Origin of the sequence: Euzebya pacifica, from assembly GCF_003344865.1 — a bacterium.
GTDB lineage: Bacteria > Actinomycetota > Nitriliruptoria > Euzebyales > Euzebyaceae > Euzebya > Euzebya pacifica.
In genome coordinates this window covers 1,388,755-1,404,785 of sequence record NZ_CP031165.1, presented here as the reverse complement: position 1 = coordinate 1,404,785, position 16,031 = coordinate 1,388,755, and the positions used below count along the sequence as shown (strand labels likewise).

General features: G+C 71.2%; 17 protein-coding genes. 9 read left to right on the top strand and 8 right to left on the bottom strand.

The annotated features are described in order from the left end of the window. Positions 1–171 precede the first annotated feature (171 nt). The 9 genes from DVS28_RS05705 to DVS28_RS05665 all read left to right on the top strand — a co-directional run bounded on the left by DVS28_RS05705 (position 172) and on the right by DVS28_RS05665 (position 6,901). Entirely contained in the window at positions 172–453 is a 282-nt protein-coding gene (locus DVS28_RS05705; RefSeq protein ID WP_114594012.1) for a flagellar FlbD family protein, read from the top strand. Between the two features lie 2 nt (positions 454–455). Further along, positions 456–968, top strand: coding sequence for a flagellar basal body-associated FliL family protein (locus DVS28_RS05700; protein WP_164709981.1), 513 nt, complete (start codon positions 456–458; stop codon positions 966–968). A 113-nt stretch (positions 969–1,081) separates the two neighbouring features. Continuing rightward, the gene (gene fliM, locus DVS28_RS05695; protein WP_114590602.1) at positions 1,082–2,260 is read left to right on the top strand and encodes a flagellar motor switch protein FliM; all 1,179 of its coding nucleotides are present in this window, start codon (positions 1,082–1,084) and stop codon (positions 2,258–2,260) included. Next, entirely contained in the window at positions 2,253–3,305 is a 1,053-nt protein-coding gene (gene fliN / locus DVS28_RS05690) for a flagellar motor switch protein FliN (RefSeq protein WP_216826417.1), read from the top strand. Before fliM ends, fliN begins: the two co-directional genes overlap by 8 nt. A gap of 4 nt (positions 3,306–3,309) precedes the next feature. Beyond that, positions 3,310–3,795, top strand: coding sequence for a flagellar biosynthetic protein FliO (locus DVS28_RS05685; RefSeq protein WP_114590601.1), 486 nt, complete (start codon positions 3,310–3,312; stop codon positions 3,793–3,795). A gap of 102 nt (positions 3,796–3,897) precedes the next feature. Continuing rightward, the gene (gene fliP, locus DVS28_RS05680) at positions 3,898–4,704 is read left to right on the top strand and encodes a flagellar type III secretion system pore protein FliP (protein ID WP_114594010.1); all 807 of its coding nucleotides are present in this window, start codon (positions 3,898–3,900) and stop codon (positions 4,702–4,704) included. Then, positions 4,701–4,970: a flagellar biosynthetic protein FliQ gene (locus DVS28_RS05675; RefSeq protein ID WP_114590600.1), complete on the top strand. Its 270-nt coding sequence runs from the start codon at positions 4,701–4,703 to the stop codon at positions 4,968–4,970. Before fliP ends, DVS28_RS05675 begins: the two co-directional genes overlap by 4 nt. A gap of 16 nt (positions 4,971–4,986) precedes the next feature. Beyond that, entirely contained in the window at positions 4,987–5,748 is a 762-nt protein-coding gene (locus DVS28_RS05670; protein WP_114590599.1) for a flagellar biosynthetic protein FliR, read from the top strand. A gap of 13 nt (positions 5,749–5,761) precedes the next feature. Beyond that, positions 5,762–6,901 (top strand): EscU/YscU/HrcU family type III secretion system export apparatus switch protein, encoded by a 1,140-nt coding sequence (locus tag DVS28_RS05665; protein ID WP_114590598.1) that lies wholly within the window; start codon positions 5,762–5,764, stop codon positions 6,899–6,901. Positions 6,902–7,096: 195 nt separating this feature from the next. Here the strand turns inward: DVS28_RS05665 and DVS28_RS05660 are convergent, their stop codons facing one another. The 8 genes from DVS28_RS05660 to DVS28_RS05630 are packed head-to-tail and all read right to left on the bottom strand — an operon-like array spanning position 7,097 to position 15,884. Further along, positions 7,097–7,453, bottom strand: a complete 357-nt coding sequence (locus DVS28_RS05660; RefSeq protein WP_114590597.1) for a bleomycin resistance protein — start codon at positions 7,451–7,453, stop codon at positions 7,097–7,099. A 33-nt stretch (positions 7,454–7,486) separates the two neighbouring features. Next, positions 7,487–8,380, bottom strand: coding sequence for a protein phosphatase 2C domain-containing protein (locus DVS28_RS28205; protein WP_164709980.1), 894 nt, complete (start codon positions 8,378–8,380; stop codon positions 7,487–7,489). 5 nt (positions 8,381–8,385) lie between these two features. Next, entirely contained in the window at positions 8,386–9,396 is a 1,011-nt protein-coding gene (locus DVS28_RS28200) for a hypothetical protein (protein ID WP_164709979.1), read from the bottom strand. A gap of 11 nt (positions 9,397–9,407) precedes the next feature. Beyond that, positions 9,408–10,079: a vWA domain-containing protein gene (locus DVS28_RS05650; protein WP_114590596.1), complete on the bottom strand. Its 672-nt coding sequence runs from the start codon at positions 10,077–10,079 to the stop codon at positions 9,408–9,410. Positions 10,080–10,083: 4 nt separating this feature from the next. Then, positions 10,084–10,356, bottom strand: coding sequence for a hypothetical protein (locus tag DVS28_RS05645; protein ID WP_114590595.1), 273 nt, complete (start codon positions 10,354–10,356; stop codon positions 10,084–10,086). A gap of 9 nt (positions 10,357–10,365) precedes the next feature. Beyond that, positions 10,366–10,647, bottom strand: a complete 282-nt coding sequence (locus tag DVS28_RS05640; protein ID WP_114590594.1) for a WXG100 family type VII secretion target — start codon at positions 10,645–10,647, stop codon at positions 10,366–10,368. Between the two features lie 54 nt (positions 10,648–10,701). After that, complete coding sequence (locus tag DVS28_RS05635) at positions 10,702–15,213, bottom strand: type VII secretion EssC family protein (protein ID WP_114590593.1); 4,512 nt, start codon at positions 15,211–15,213, stop codon at positions 10,702–10,704. Then, positions 15,210–15,884, bottom strand: a complete 675-nt coding sequence (locus tag DVS28_RS05630; RefSeq protein ID WP_164709978.1) for an RNA polymerase sigma factor — start codon at positions 15,882–15,884, stop codon at positions 15,210–15,212. Before DVS28_RS05630 ends, DVS28_RS05635 begins: the two co-directional genes overlap by 4 nt. Positions 15,885–16,031: the final 147 nt, after the last annotated feature.

Genomic DNA, 16,031 nt, shown 5'->3' with positions numbered 1-16,031 from the left:
CCGCCCACCGCGGAACATCACCCTCAGTTCGCCCCCTTCGCACAGCGTCGGGGGCGTTCTGCTAAACCGACAGCCGTCACGACCGATCACTGTAGGTACACGGCGCCCACGGATCGGGCGGCCGTGGTCCAGACATCCGTAGACAGCCCCAAGGCCACCAGGGACGGTGCCGTGATATCTCTCACCCGACTCAGCGGGCAACGCTTCGCGTTGAACCCCGACCTCATGGAGCGCATCGAAGCGACTCCGGACACGGTCGTGTCACTCGTGGACGGCACCAAGCACGTCGTCATCGAGGACGTGGACCAGGTCGTGGCCCTCGTGCGCCACTTCCGGGCAAGCGTCGTCGCGCTCGCCCAGCACATGGAGGTCCAGCCGGCATCCGTCGGTCCGGACCCCGGCAGCGCCCCCGCCCCCGGGCTGCGGCTCGTCACCCGATCGGGAGGTGAATGACCGTGGCCCGCAAGAAGAAGGCTGACGACGCCGAGGCAGCAGGCACCGACACGGCCAAGACCCCCGACGACGACGGCGCCAAGAAGAAGGGCGGCATGCTGCCCGCGATCATCGTGGCCGTGGCCGTGCTGGCCGGCGGCGCGATGGCAGGCGGCGTCATCGGTGGCGGCAGCGGTGCTGCCGCGGCTGCAGGCCCTGCCCCCGAACCCACGCCGACGCCGATGGCGCTGGGCACCGTGATCGAGATGGACTCCATCACGCTGAACCTGGTCGGTGAGGGGATGCACTTCCTCAAGCTCGGCGTGGCCGTCGAGCTCGGCCCCGACACCGTCGAGGAACCGCCGAGCGCGCCGATCTACGACGTCATCATCGACCTGTTCGGTGACTACACCTACGCCGACCTGCTGGCGCCCGATGCCCGGGACGTCACCAAGGAACAGCTGCTGGCCCAGCTGTCGGCGATCTACGGCGAGTCGATCGTCCGCGTCTACTACACCGAGTTCGTGATGCAGTAGCGCCCCACGGCGCAACCGCGGAGGTGCGGTGATCAACCGGTCACCCTCCGCAATATCCAGTGATCCCATCCACTCAGGTGCTCGGGGGGGCTGCCGATCGGGTAGGCGTGAGCATGCCCGGAACCGCAGACGTGTCGACCGTCATCGAGGTCGACCGCACTGGAACGCCAAGGGAGCGCAAGGTCGCTCCCTACGACTTCCGGCGCCCCAACAAGGTCAGCCGTGACCACGTCCGTGCGCTCCAGCTGGTCCACGAGACGTTCGCCCGGCAGTTCTCGACCATCCTGTCGAGCACGCTGCGGACCCTCGCCCCCATCCAGGTCACCTCCATCGAGCAGCGGACCTACGACGAGTACATCTCGCCGATGTCCAACCCGACCTACCTGGCGATCCTCGAGGTCGAGCCGCTCCCCGGACAGGGCATCTTCCACCTGCCGCTTGCGGCCGCGATGGAGATCGTCGAGCGCCTGCTCGGTGGCCCCGGCGGTGGCGAGCACCCCCAGCGGCCGCTGACGGAGATCGAGATCGGCCTGCTCCGCGGCCTGCTCGACCGCATCCTGCGGGAGCTGACCTACGCCTTCGAGTCCTTCATGGACGTCGAGACCCGCATCGCCAGCCAGGAGTCCAACCCGCAGTTCGCCCAGGTGGTCGGCCTGTCCGACATGGTCGTCGTCGCCACCTACGCGGTCGGCATCGGGGAGGCCAGCTGGGAAGCCACGCTCTGCTTCCCCTTCCAGATGCTCCAGCCGGCCCTCGAGGCCTTCACGGAATCCAAGAAGTCCGCGGCGAGCGACGTCGCCGAGCGCCAGCGGCACCAGTCCCTGCTGCACGACCACCTGCACGACGCACCCGTCGACGTGGCCGTCCACTTCAACACCGTGCGGTTGAGCGGCAGCGAGATCGTGGGCCTGCGCACCGGCGACATCCTGCCGCTGCGCCATCGGGTGGATGCCCCGCTGACCATCGCCGTCGGGGGCGTTCCGTGCTTCTCGGCAACTCCCGGCAAGCAGGGCCGACGCCTGGCCGCGATGGTGCTGCCGCCCACCGAGGACCTTGCCGCCGAACAAGCCGCGGCCGGCCAGCCCGTCGGCATCGAGGCCGCCGTCGGCACCGCCCTGCCCAGCGCCTTCCCGGCCAGCACGTTCCCGGCGGCGGCGTTCGAGGCCCCATCTGGCCCCACCGGCCCTGCCGACACCGTTTCGACCCACGCCGTTTCGACCCACGCCGTGCCGACCCACGCCGTGCCGACCCCAGCCGTCCCGACGCACCACGAGGACCAGACCCATGAGTGAGACGCTGCTCGAGGCGACCGTGGCGGCCGTCGTCCGTCGCATCGGTGGACGCCTGCCCGCCGCCTACACCCTGGACCCGCAGGACCTGCGGATCGGCGGCGATGCGGACCACACCCTTCCCGACGGCGGAACCACCGTTCGCTGGGCCCTCGGCACCGACGACGGCCACCTGGTCGTGGCGATCACCGCCGATGCCGCGGAGATGCTGGCCGCCGAAGGGCCGCTCGTCGATGTCATGACCGCCCGCGTCGAGGCGGCTGCCATCGACCTGGCCATCGCCTTCGGCGGCATCCCGCCGATGCTCGGCGAAGGCGTCGAGGTCGACCCGTCCACAGCGTTCGAGGGGCCGACCGGCGAGCCGGTCAGCGTGCTCCTGGACGACGCCGGCGTGCACCGCGCGACCATCGGCCTGCGCCTGGAGCTCACCGACGCCCTGATGGGACCGGTTCCCGAGGACCTGCCCGAGTTCGACCTGGGCCCCTTCCCCGGCGACGACGAACCCACCGTGGACGCCGAGGACGTGCCGGCATCGTCAGGCGACGGGGTCACCCCGATGACCCAGCCCGGACAGCCCCAGCCCGGACAGCCCCAGCCCGGACAGACCCAGCCAGCATCCCCCCACGCCCAGCCGCAGACCGGTCCCGGACTGGTGACCGCGGCATCCCGAGGACAGGGCCGTGCGCCCGGACGAGGACCCATGGACGTTCCCACCGGCCAGGCCCACCCTGCCGACTTCTCCTCCTTCGACCAGCTCAGCGCCCTTCCCGGGCAGGGCCAGTCGTCGATGTCGCTGCTCGGTGACGTCGAGATGGGGGTCACTGCGGAGCTCGGCCGCACCCAGCTGACCGTGCGCGACGTGCTGAACCTGACGCCCGGATCGATCGTCGAGCTGGACCGCGCCGCGGGCAGCCCGGTCGACGTGGTCGTCAACGGCACCTTGATCGCCCGCGGCGAGGTGGTGGTGATCGACGAGGAGTTCGGCATTCGGATCACCGAGATCCTCGGTGCCGTCGAGCAGGCCACCCCCTTCCCGATGGCGCAGTGACGCGATGACCGACGTCTCCGTGATCAGCCTGCTGGCGCGACTCGCCGTCTCCATGACGGTCGTCATCGCGCTGATGCTGCTGGCCGCTCGCATCCTGCGCCGAACGGCAGGCGGGATGGGCATCGGTGGTCGCGGCAAGGAACGCCGCACCCCGATCGACGTGCAGACCCTCCAGCCGCTGACGAAGACCGCCCACGTCGCGGTCGTGCGCGCAGCCGGCCGCGAGCTCGTGCTCGGCATCACCGATCAGCAGGTCACCCTGCTGCACTCCGGCATCGAACCCCGCGACAGCCTGGTCGACCTCGACCTCGACGCCGCCGACACCACCTCCGAGACCACCACCGACGACGAGCGCATCAGTCCGCTCGACGTCACCAGCACCCGCGCACGGATCGCGCCGGTGCCTGCCGAGGACGCCACGACGCCCTCTGCCCTGACCGCATGGACGGACGCCCTCGAGACGCTTCGGGAGAAGACCGTCAGGCGCTGACCTCTCCCGGCGTCGGCTGGAGCCGCCGCTGTGCACACCCTCGTCAACCCCCGCCAGTCGACACTACACACCGCAGTCCTGCTGTTGCTCTTGGTGGGAACCATGCTGGTGCTGTTCGCCCCAGCCGCCGACGCCCAGGGCATCGACCCCTCGCTGGTCCCCGACCGCATCGCGCCGGTCAGCCCCGCAGCCGGCCTCGCCGCCAACGTGCCGACCTCGCCGATGCTCGGCGACGACACCGGTGTGGCGTTCGAGCTGGACCTCGGCGACACCGTCCAGGAGCCCTCCCAGAGCCTGGTCGTCATCCTCCTGCTGACCGTCCTGGCGCTCGCCCCGTCGTTGCTGATCATGCTGACCAGCTTCACGCGGATCGTGATCGTCCTGTCGGTGACCCGCAACGCCATCGGCCTGCCGTCGGTCCCACCGACGCAGGTGGTCGTGGGCCTCGCGCTGTTCCTGTCCATCTTCACGATGACCCCGACGTTCTCGGAGATCAACGAGACGGCCCTGCAGCCGCTGCTCAACGAGGAGATGGAGACCATGGAGGCGCTGGAGCTGGCCCAGAAGCCGATCCGCACCTTCATGATGGGTCAGGTCGGCGAGGAGGAGTTGGCGATGTTCGTCGACGCTTCCGGTGACGTGCGCCCCGACACGCCCGAGGACATCCCGATGACCACGCTCATCCCGGCGTTCATCCTCTCGGAGCTCAAGGCCGCGTTCATCATCGCGTTCGTCATCTTCGTCCCGTTCCTCATCGTGGACCTGATCACCGCCAGCACGCTGATGAGCATGGGCATGATGATGCTCCCGCCGGTGCTGGTCTCCCTGCCCTTCAAGCTGCTCCTGTTCGTCCTCGTCGACGGCTGGACGCTGGTCATCCGCTCGCTCCTGGAGTCCTTCGCCACATGAACGACGTCGCCGTACTCGAGATCGGGATCCAGGCCATGTGGGTGGCCACCAAGGTCGCCGCCCCCATCCTGGTCATGGCGCTGGGCATCGGGCTGTTCGTCGGCCTGATGCAGTCGGTGACCCAGATCCAGGAGGTCACCCTGACCTTCGTCCCGAAGTTCGTCGGCATCGCCTTCGTCTTCGCCGTCGGCGGCAACTGGATGCTCAACGAGATCGTGACCTTCACGCGGGTGCTCTTCGAGTCCATCCCGTCGTTGCTGGGCTGACCGAGCACCCACCCCGATGACCCTCTCGATCGCCCCGTTCCTGCTGACGGGCTTCCTGCTGGCCTCGGTCCGGGCTGCGGCGTTCCTGATGGTCTCGCCCCCGTTCGACTCGCGGCTGATCCCCCAGCGCGTCAAGGCCGGACTGGCCATGTCGCTGGGCTTGGTCGCCGGGCCGCACATGGCCGAGTCACAGGTGCCGATCGAGGTCGGACCCCTCATCGCCGCCGGGGCGTTCCAGATCGGCCTGGGCGTGACGCTCGGGTTCCTCGTCAAGCTGCTGTTCGCGGCCGTGCAGTCCGCCGGTGAGATGATCGACGTGTTCGGTGGCATCGCCGTCCAGCCGTCGTTCGATCCGCTGTCGAACTCCCAGGCCAGCGGCTTCGGCCGGATCTACCAGGTGTTCGCCACGACGCTGCTGTTCGCCATCGGCGGGCACGTCCTGCTCGTCCGTGGCTTCCTCGAGTCCTTCGAGGCCGTCGGGGTCGGCGGGATCGAGATGGCCACGGTGCAGTCGCTGGTCGTGGGCAACTTCCTGCACTTCGTGGTCGCCGCCGTGGAGATCGCCGCCCCGCTGCTGGCCGTCACGTTCCTGCTGGAGCTGGGTCAGGGGCTGGTGGCCCGCGCCGCCCCCCAGATGAACGTCTTCCTGGCCGTCATGCCGCTGAAGATCCTGATGGCCCTCGTCCTGATCGCCATCGCCCTGCCGTTGCTGCCCGGTGCCGTGTCCTCGCTGGTCGACAACGGCGTCAGCGACATGGTCCGCCTGGCGCGGTCGTAGGAGGAGGTGCGGCATGGCCAACGACTCCAACGGTGAGAAGACCGAGAAGCCGACCCCGAAACGCAAGAAGGATGCGCGGCGGGAAGGCCAGATCGCCCGCACCAACGACCTGCCGGCATGGCTGTCGATCCTCGCCTTCACCTACCTGGTGCCCCACACGCTGCGGGCTGGGATGGAGCAGGGCCAGCGCATGTTCACCGGCATGGGCGACGTCCTGGCCGGCGGCGAGGGCGCCATGCTGGGATTCCTCGGCGACGCGCTGTTCCGCGGCACCCTGGTGCTGGCCCCCCTCGTGCTGATGGCGATGGTCATCGGCGTGCTCGGCCAGGTCAGCCAGATCGGCTGGGCACCGAAGAAGATGAAGCCCGACGTGAAGCGCCTCAACCCGCTCAAGGGGCTGAAGAACCTCTTCGGCGCCAAGCTGATCTGGGACTCCGTCAAGAACCTCGGCAAGCTGTCGGTCATCGTGATCATGGGCATCGGCCCGATCCGCGAGGCGTACACGACGATCTTCACCCAGGACGCCATGTCGATCGGGGCGATGGGCAGCGTCGTCGCCGACGTCGCCATCTCGTTCCTGCGCAACACCGCCATCGTCGGCCTCGTGATCGCCGGGGCGGACTACTGGCAGTCCAAGAAGCAGGTCGACAAGCAGACCAAGATGAGCAAGCAGGACCTCAAGCAGGAGCACAAGCAGCAAGAAGGTGACCCGCAGGTCAAGGGGCAGATCCGCGCCCGGCAGATGGCGATGAGCCGCAACCGGATGATGGCGGAGGTCCCCAGCGCCGACGTCGTGTTGGTCAACCCGACCCACATCGCCGTGGCGCTGAAGTACGACCCGATGTCGGGTGCCCCGCAGGTGCTGGCCAAGGGCGCCGGCGCCATCGCCGCCCGCATCCGTGACCTGGCGGCCGAGCACGAGATCCCCGTCGTCCGCGACATCCCGCTGGCCCGGACCGTCTACCGGGTCGTCGAGGTCGGTGAGCACATCCCCGTCGAGCTGTACGAAGCCGTCGCACGCGTGCTGGCGTTCGTCTACGCCCTGCGCCGAAAGGGCCGTTCGGCGGGCGTCCACACCTCCCCCTTCGCCAGCGCCCACGAGGCGTTGGCCGACCTCGAGCGCCCCGACCGCCGGCCCGCCCTCACCCCCTGACGCGTGTCGGGTTCCGGGCCGCCCGTCGTGATCGCCCGCCAACCGTCCGGGGCGACCGCCCCCGCACCCCCGACGCGTGTCGGGTTCCGGGCCGCCCGCCGTGATCGCCCGACAACCGTCCGCCGTGTGGGCCGGCCGGGCACCCCGCCGGGTGTGTCGTCGAACCGGCCACCCGTCGTGATTGGCCGACACACCTCAGCGGTTGTGGCCGACCCGGAGGGTGTTGCCGGAGGGGTCGGTGAGGGTGAACTCGCGCATGTCCCAGGGCTGGTCGACGATCGGGGTGAGGGTCGGTTGATCGGCCCACTCCCGGTGCCAGGCGTCGGCGTCCCGGACGTGCAGGTACCCGGTCACCGGGTTGGTGGCCGTGTCGAGCTCCGGCACCAGGTCGAGGTGGAGGATCTCGTGACCGCGGTGGCGCACCCAGGCGTAGGTGTCGCTGTGCGCCTCGACGTCGAACCCGAGTCCGCGGTAGAACGCCATCGCCGCGGCCATGTCGGCGACGGGCAGGATCATGTGCGGGACGATGTGTCCCAGCGAGCGGCCGATCACGGGACGCAGCCTACTCCCCGGCCCGGCGGGGCCTCAGGTCGCGGGCAACCCGATGCCCGTGATGGCGATCGCCGTCCGGTCGTCGTCCCAGGACTGGCCCCGGAACGACAGCTGGCGGGCGAACTCCAGCGGGGCCGGCAGCTCGGGGTGCCACTCCCGGGCCAGGCAGCGGGCCACGTCGCCGTCGAACGTCGGGCCGAACGGATCGGTCACGCCGTCGCTGGCCAGGACCAGGGTCCGGCCGGGCGCCACGTCGACCTCGATGACCTCCACGGCCTCGGGAAGGCGGGGCAGGGCACGGACGGCGCTGCTGGCCAGCGGTGCACCGCCGGCCTTGGGCGCCAGCAGCGGGGTCCATCCCCCGTCGCCCAGCGTCCAGGCGTTGGAGTCCCCCACCCTCGCCACCCGCACCCGACGATCGGCTCCGGCGGCCGGGACGATCGCCACCAGCAGGGTCGTGGCGAACAGGGCCGCGATGTGGTCGGCGGTGCAGTCCAGGCCGTCGGCCTCCAGGAGTGGTTCGGCGCTGCGACGCAGCTGGTAGGCCGCGCTCTGGAACACGCCGTGCAGGTCGACGCCCAAGCCGTCCTCGTCGAGCTGCCGTTGCACCTGCTGCACGGCCGTACGGACCGCGAGGGTTGCCGCGAGGTGGCTGGCGGACGCCGAGGTGACCCCGTCGGCCAGCGCCACGACGAGCCAGCGCCCGTCCCCTGCGGCGCCCATCGTGTAGTCGTCCTCGCGCGGCCCCGACTCGTAACGGGCATAGGTCCCGCGTACCGACGCAGCCCGCACGACGAGGTTGCCGAAGCACCCGTGGTCGATGATGGTGTCCGCCGCGTGGACCCCGTCACCGCGCAGCAGCTGGGCCTCCACGCCCGCGGCGCGCTGGGGCTGACCGAACGTCGTCGGCTCACCGGGTCGGTCCACCAGCGTCACGATCGGCCCCGACGGCTGCGGACGCCGCGACGACCGAACCGGCCCGAGCGCGAGCCACGCCCGCCACCATCCTCCTCGGGGCGACGTGGTTCGGGGATCGACAGCAGGACGAGCTCGCCTGCCGGTGGACGCAGCGCCCACCGGGGCAGGTCGGCGCCGCTGTCGGCCGGTCCGGGTGCGCAGCGCCCCAGCGCCTGCTGCAGCTCGAAAATGTCGGGCCGGGCGGAAGGGGACGGGTCCAGCGCCGCGGACAGCACGTCGCGAAGGACCGCTGGCGTCCCCCCGCCGCCCGGCAGCGTTCGCGTCGTCGGGTCGACCGCGAGGACCCTGGCGGCCAGCAGCCCCAGCTTGTGCACGTCCGTGGCCCGCATCGCGACCTCGGGTGCGGCCGGGTCGGTCCAGTCCGGGGAGTCCACGACGTAGCGCGCCCCCTCCTCCACGATCCCGTCGCAGTCCAGCAGGAACACCCCGATCGGTCCGTCGGTGGCGTACAGGACGTTGCGGGCCGACAGGTCGCCGTAGACCAAGCCGAGGTCGTGCAGCCGGCCGACCGCGGCGGCCAGCGCGGCCAGCAGCTCCAGCCGCTCGGGCAGCGTGGCGAACGCGATACCCAGCCGAGCCAGCTTCTCGGCGGGGAACAGCAGGTACTGCACCTCGCGGAGGCGCTGCTGCCGACCACCCGAGCGCAGCGTGACCTCGACCCAGAACGGGTCGGGCGCCCGTGGCATCAGCACGCCGACGAGGAGGCCGTCCTCCAGCACGGTTGCCTCGGGCCAGGCGTAGGGCGCCATGCCGAGCCGCAGCTGGGCACGGAGCGCGACGAGCGCGTCCAGCTGATCGACACGGGCCGGGGAGAGGTTGCGCTGGTACCGCTTGAGGACCGCCCCGGCAGGTACTCCGCGGGTTGCCTGGATGTCGTGCACCGTCCCCTCGCCGCCGTCGCCGATCTCGTCGGTGAGGACGAGGTCGCGCAGCCGCAGCGTTCGCGGGGTCGTGGTCGAGGTCACGGCTGGACGGCCTAGATCTGGTCGATGTCGATGACGTCGACCTCACGGAACCCCGGCCCGGGCTCGACCGGGACCTGCACGCGTCCGTCGGCGGCCTCGCCCGACTTGACGATGCTCTTGGTCAGCGTGCTGGCGAACTCCGTCAGCGCGGCGCCGGGGTCGTCGATGGCGAGGAACGCCTTGCTGGTGGCGACCTGCCCCAGGATGGTCGTGGAGACGTTGCCGACCCCGAACGCCATGATGTTGGGTCGGTAGGGGAAGGCGTCGGAGACCAGGTCGCGATAGGTGGCCACCCAGTCGTCGCTGTTGGGGTTGCCGTCGGTCAGGAAAAATACTGTCGGACGGTAGACGGCGGCCCCCGCCGCCTTCAGCCGTTCGACGTCTGCGGCGATGGTGTTGCGGAGCAGCCGGAAGACCTTGTGGTAGTTGGTCAACCCGGTCGGCACGAGCACCGGCATGGCCTGGACCTCAGACAGGTCGCACAACGGCAGGGCCACCTGGGCTTCGCTTGCGAACGTGATGAGGCAGAACCGGGTCTTGTCCGCGACGATGAGGTTGGTCGAGATCTCGTCGAGCAGCCCGGGCAGCGCGGTGTTGATCGCCTGCATGCCCTCCCCCACCATCGAGGAGGACACGTCGAGGACGAGGTAGAACGGCAGGAGGTTCTGCCCGCTTGTGGTCATGGCGTCATTCTGACAGCGACGCGTCCATCTGCTCGGCGGCGTCGGCGAAGGTTCGCAGGAACCCCCCCGCGTCGGTCAGCTCGGCCTCCATCTCCACCGCACGGGCACGCCACGCCTGGACGAAGGCGCCGACCGCGGCCGCGAGGCCCGGGTCGCCGGCAGCAGCCGGCGCGAGCTCCTCGACGAGGGACCCGAGGCCGCCGACCTCGCCCGACAGGCCCTCTGCACGGCCTGCCAGGGCACGCAGGTGCGCCGGATCGACGACGGTTTCGGACATGGCTGCGGGCTAGCCGGCTGCGAGCTGGGCGTCGAGTTCCTCGGCGGAGGCGGCCTCGCTGTTGAGGAACTGGCCGAGGGAGGCCAGCGCGGTCGTCAGCGCGCGGGCGGAAGTCTGCCACTCCTCCATGTGTCCCTGGAAGGCGGTGGAGGCCAGACCGGTGAAGTACGCCTCCATGTCGGCCAGCTCGCTGCGGAGCGAGTCGAAGCCCTGCTGGGTGGACAGCGCGTAGGTGTCGAGCTGGCCGGCGTGGCCACGAAGCTCGTCCGGGGCGACGAAGAACTGCGTCATCGGGATCTCCTGTGTGCGTCGGGGCCGCAAGGTGCGGCTGGCGTGTACTGCCCTCTACCGATCGACGCCGCCGAGTTCCTCCCCCGCCCCGGAACTTTCTCCCGGAGGTTCGGGAACGCGCAGGAGGACGTGGCCGCCGCCGAGGTTGGCCACGGCCCGCCCGGGGTCGGGTGGGGCGATCAGGCCCGGGTCGAGGGAGGCGGCGAACATCTCCACGCCGTTGGCCGTCGACGGCGGGCTCAGGATGACGCCTCGGCGCGGCCGGCGAACGGCTGCGGCCAGGCCAGAGAAGCGCGCCTTCATCCACGTGATGTCAGCGGTGACGACGACGCCACGGCCCGGCAGGGACGACCCGAGCGTCTGCTGCAGGGCCCTGGAGTCCTCCAGCAGGTCGAGGTCGTCGATCAGCACGAGCAATCGCCGGCCAGCCCTCGGCACCAACGTCTCGTGGTCGGCGAGGGACACACGCTGCCCGGGAACGGTCGGGTCGGTGGCCAGCGGGGAGGTGTCCGGTCCGGCCACGGCAACGTCGATGCCGATGTGGTGGGCAGCGACCGCCATCGTGCGAAGGGTCGTCGACCGACCGGTTCCCGGCGGACCGACCACGAAGAACAGACCACCGGAGTCCTCCAGGTCCGCCCACACCGGCTCTCGGGGGTCCTCGCCCATCCCCAGCAGCAACGGGAACGTCGTGTCGGCCGGTGGGCCGGTCGCGGCCATGTCCATCGCGTCGGGCATGGTCGAGGTCGGTTCGGTACCGAGGCCACGGCGCGGTTCGGCACCGGCACCCGCGGCCAGCACCACCTCGGCGAGGGCCCGCTGGAAAGCCACGGCCTGGCCGACCCGGTCGGGGTCGTCGAGCTCGGCGAACTGCAGCAGGCGGGTCGTGCGGATCTCCACGGCGCGACCGGGCGGCTGGTGGCGGGGCAGGTCGCGCGCCATGATGCCCTGCAGCTCGGCGTCGACGCTGCGGTTGAACCGCAGGCTGTAGCGGTGGGTCAGGTGGCGGGCGATCATGGAGTGCGTGGTGCCGCGGTCACCCGTCATGACGACCTGCAGGCCCTGCGGGGTGCCGCGGGCCAGCAGCTGGGCGACGCGGGTGTGCAACGACTGACGCATGCCCTCCTCGGCCAGGTTGTCCCATCCCTCGATGGCCAGCAGGAGCCACGGCAGCGGGGTGTCGGACTGGGCCCGCTGTGCCGGCAGGTCGGGCCAGCCGTGTTCGGCGAACAGGTCGCGGCGTCGAGCCAGCTCGCGTTCGAGGGACGCCACGATTCCCTCGGCCTCGACCAGGTCCTCCATCGACAGTCCGGTGCAGTGGGGCAGCTGCTGCACCGGGAGCAGGGCACCGCCGCCGAAGTCCAGGGCCGCGATGCGCAGGTCGTCGGGCCCGAACCGCTGGACGACACCGGTGAGGAAGGTCCGCAGGGCGGTGCTCCGGCCGGTACGGGCGCTGCCGGCGATGACGACGTGCCCGCCACCGAGCCGGATGTGCTGCACCTCCTGGCGCTGGGTCGACGGGACGTCGACGAGGCCGACCGGGATGGCGTCGGCCAGGGCCGCTGCGTCCCGGGGCAGCGCCGACACGGGCAGCTGGTCCGGCAGCTCCGGGGGCCACGGGATGGCGCTGTGGGTCCAGCCCTCGTCGGTGGCCGCCTGGCGGAGTGCCTCGACGACGTCGTGCAGGTCGGTGTCGGCGTCGGGCACCTCCCCGGTTTCGGGGCCCTTGGGGAAGGGCCGGCCGAGGCGTTCCCAGTCCAGCTCGACCGCGCGTACTGGGGCGGCCGACACCGCGCCGGGCCGGGCCCCGGCGACCCGGGCGGTCTGCACCTCGGTGAGGGGGGTCGCCGCGGAACGGAAGACTGCGCGTCCGCGGTGCCGTTCGGCGATCCGGCCGGCCAGCGGCGAACCGATGACCTCCTTGCTCTCCTGCTCGTCGGTGACGCGGAAGCACACGCGCAGGCCCACGTTGGCATCGATCTGGCTGGTGACGACGCCGCCGGGCCGCTGCGTCGCCAGGAGCAAATGCACACCGACCGACCGACCGGTCCGGGCGACGGAGACCAGCCGGTCCAGCTGCTGGGGGGCCTTGTCCTTCAGCTCGGCGAACTCGTCGGCGACCACGACGAGGCGTGGCATCGGCGTCGGCGGCCCGCCGGGGACGGCCATGTAGCCCTCGATGGAGGTGGTCCCGGCCGCCTGCAGGAGCCCGACGCGGCGGCCCATCTCGGCCTCCAGCAACGCCAGGGTCCGGTCGAAGGCAGCGGGGTCGTCGAGGTTGGTGGCGAGCGCCACCGCATGCGGCAGCCGGACGAGGGTCCGGTAGTCCCCACCTCCCTTGAAGTCGATGAAGAGGAAGGAGAGGTGGTCGGGGTGGTTCTCCAGCGCCAGCGACGCGACGAACGTCTTGATGAACTCGCTCTTGCCCGCACCGGTCGTGCCCGCCACCAGCGCATGGGGGCCGTCACGCGTCAGGTCGAGGGCGATTGGGCGTTCGGGGCCGACGCCGATCGTGGCGCGGCTGCTCGGCGACATGGCCCGCCAGCGGGCGCGGACGTGGGTGGCGGTGGGTTGCAGCCCGAGGGTGCTCAGCAGTCGGCACGACGTGGGCAGGCCGTCGTCGTCCTCCTCGCCGATGACCCGGACGGGGGCGAGCGCACGGCTGACCTCCTCGCAGCGGTCGGCGTCGAGGGCGTCGGTGATGACCCCGCGCACCGGCGGCTGGCCCCTGCGTTCCACCCGTGCACCGTCGACCCGTTCACCGAGGACCACGGAGGCGTCGCACCCCTCCGGTACCTGCAGGGTGTCCAGGCAGAGGGCGTGGATGCCCAGCGGCCCGCCGTCGCGGACCAGCTCGGCCACCCCTTCCCCCAGCCGTGCGGACGCGTCGTCACAGACCAGCAGGATGCGTGGCGCGAACACGCTGCGCCGGTCCTCGGCGGCCTCTCGCCGTTCGGTCAGGATCCGGCGGAGCTCCTCCACCCGGGCGGCACGGGAGCTGGCGTCGGTGCCGAGCAGGAGGGACGGTTCGAGCGGTCCCCTGCGGACGTGAGGCAGCCAGCGCAGCCAGCTCCAGTCCCCGGCCGCGTCGTGGCCGCCGAGGAACACGATCCGCAGCTCCGACGGCGCATGGAGGACCGCGGCCTGCAGGACCAGCGAGCGGGCCAGCGCCCGGACACGCGGGAGGTCGCCGACCAGCGCGAGCCCGCCGAACTCCACGAGGGACACCCCGACGGGCAGCCACGGCTGCGGTTCGTCGGCATCCTGTTCCGGGGCGCCCTCGACATCGATGGTGGACGGCGCGAAGGCCGAGCCGATGCGGACGGTGAGGGCATCGGCGTCGGTGCAGCGGCGGTTCCACAGCTCGGTGGTCGGGCGGGTGGCTGCCTCCACGATGCGGGCGGGGTCGGGCACGGCATGCCGACGATGCCGTCGTTCGGCTGCACGCATGACCGCGAAGTCGGTGGAGAAGCGCGCGACCGCCTCCCGATGGTCGACCTCGGACTGCAGCACCTTGTCGCGATGATTCCGCTTGGCGGAGATGTTGCGTCCGATGGCGAGCATCGGGGACATCGCCGCGAAGATCAGCATCTCGGGTCGGCCGAAGAGGAACGCCATGACCGCGATGCCACCGGCAGGCAGGATCGCCATCAGCAGGTTGAGCGGTTGTGGCTCGCCGGGGTCGCGCTTCTGCGGATACCGGATCCGGTTGGGCGGGTCGTCGACGCCGGCCCGGAAGCGCCTGTGGACGCCGAGCGCGTCGTGCCCCTGCTCCAGCACGACCGCCTCGACGTCGTCGGCGTCGCCGAGCTCGAGCAGGCTGTCGCCGAGCCGCAGGAGGTCACCGGGCTGCAGCCGTGCCTGCGGCTCCGGCACCCCCTCGACCCGTGTGCCGTTGGCGCTGCCCACGTCGATGACCACGATGCCGTCGGCGTCGCGGTGGACGACGCAGTGGCTGCGGGAGGCGTTGGGGTCGGCCAGGACGATGCTGTTGCCGGCCGCCCGCCCGATGGTCATCTGTCCCATCCGGACGGGGATGGTGCGACCGGCATCGGGGCCGCCGACGATCCGCAGGACCGGCCCAGTGGCGGGGCCAGCCGGCTGGGGGTCGTCGGCCTCGACGGTCACCACCTGCGGGTCGTCGGACTCGACGGTCACCACCTGCCCGTCGCGCAGGCCGAGCGACTCGACCATGGTCCCCCGGGGCAGCGGCGCCCCGTCGATCAGCGGTGTGCCCGGCACGATGCGCTGGAGTTCCTCGAGGAGCTGATCGGTCGACTGGCCGGAGTCGCCGAGCACCACGACGTGGCGGTCGGTGCCGCCGGCCCGCACCAGCAGGCGACGAACCATGGGCCCGGTGTCGAGCGGACCTGTGCCGGGCGTGCTGGTGCCGGGCGGGCTGGTGTCGAGCGTGCTGTTCGACGTGCGCCCGGGGGCGGGCTCCGAGCGGTTCGACGGGATCCGCTCGACGTCCTCGGAGCCGGTGACGGGGGCATCCGCCATCGTCCAGCGGCCGTCGCGGCCGCGGACGAGCTGGCGGACGACCTCGTCGTCGTGGGCGCTCACGGCGACATCACGGCCTCGACGCGGCCGTCGGCGAAGGCATCCCGCAGCCGTGCCATCCCCCGACGCAGGGCGTTGTCGACCGCCTTGGGGGCGAGGTCGAGCCGATCGGCGATCTCGGTGTAGGACCAACCCGCCAGCCGCAGTCGCACCACCTTCGCTTCACGCGGGGAAAGTACATCCTGGAGCAGGCCCGCCACGACTCGTTCCTGCTCGTCCAGCAGCACCGACGCCAACCCGTCGGCATCGGGTGTGCTCGGTGCCGGCAGCTCGCCGATGCGATCGCGGTCCTCGCCTGCGCTACCGGCCAGCATCGCCCCCCAGTTCATGCGCGACGTCGCCGAGCGGGTGCGTTCGGCCGCGCTGCGCACGGCATGGGCCAGGACCACGGCAGCCCACGGGGCGAAGTCCCGTTCGTCGTCGAACCGGTCCAGGACCTGCCACAGCCGGGTGATCGCGAGGTTGGTGACCTCCTCCACGTCGAGCTGCGGGTGCCGCCGCGCCGCCCGCCGCGCTGACCGCCGGGCGACCGGCTCGTAGCGGGCGTACAGATCGGCGAACGCCCCCTCGTCACCGTCCCGGACGGACCTGACGAGCACCCGGTCCGACGGCGCACCGTCGTGCCCGTCGACCGGCGGCCCGTCGGCCGCCGAGCCCCGCCGTGCCCCCTGCAACCCACACCCTCTCGTCCGTCCACCCGATGTCGACAGAGCGTAACCGAGTCACGGGACTGGTGGTACCGGGGGGTGTGGACAACGGCGAGGACGAAAAAGGTTGGGATCGAGGGAGGAGTCGCCGCAGCCGGATCCGTAGAGACACCC

Excerpts from the sequence above, each read along its gene's own strand:
- fliM (WP_114590602.1), top strand. The coding sequence starts at position 1,082 with ATGCCCGGAACCGCAGACGTGTCGACCGTCATCGAGGTCGACCGCACT.
- fliN (WP_216826417.1), top strand. The coding sequence starts at position 2,253 with ATGAGTGAGACGCTGCTCGAGGCGACCGTGGCGGCCGTCGTCCGTCGC.
- DVS28_RS05685 (WP_114590601.1), top strand. The coding sequence starts at position 3,310 with ATGACCGACGTCTCCGTGATCAGCCTGCTGGCGCGACTCGCCGTCTCC.
- fliP (WP_114594010.1), top strand. The coding sequence starts at position 3,898 with ATGCTGGTGCTGTTCGCCCCAGCCGCCGACGCCCAGGGCATCGACCCC.
- DVS28_RS05675 (WP_114590600.1), top strand. The coding sequence starts at position 4,701 with ATGAACGACGTCGCCGTACTCGAGATCGGGATCCAGGCCATGTGGGTG.
- DVS28_RS05670 (WP_114590599.1), top strand. The coding sequence starts at position 4,987 with ATGACCCTCTCGATCGCCCCGTTCCTGCTGACGGGCTTCCTGCTGGCC.
- DVS28_RS05665 (WP_114590598.1), top strand. The coding sequence starts at position 5,762 with ATGGCCAACGACTCCAACGGTGAGAAGACCGAGAAGCCGACCCCGAAA.
- DVS28_RS05650 (WP_114590596.1), bottom strand. The coding sequence starts at position 10,079 with ATGACCACAAGCGGGCAGAACCTCCTGCCGTTCTACCTCGTCCTCGAC.
- DVS28_RS05645 (WP_114590595.1), bottom strand. The coding sequence starts at position 10,356 with ATGTCCGAAACCGTCGTCGATCCGGCGCACCTGCGTGCCCTGGCAGGC.
- DVS28_RS05640 (WP_114590594.1), bottom strand. The coding sequence starts at position 10,647 with ATGACGCAGTTCTTCGTCGCCCCGGACGAGCTTCGTGGCCACGCCGGC.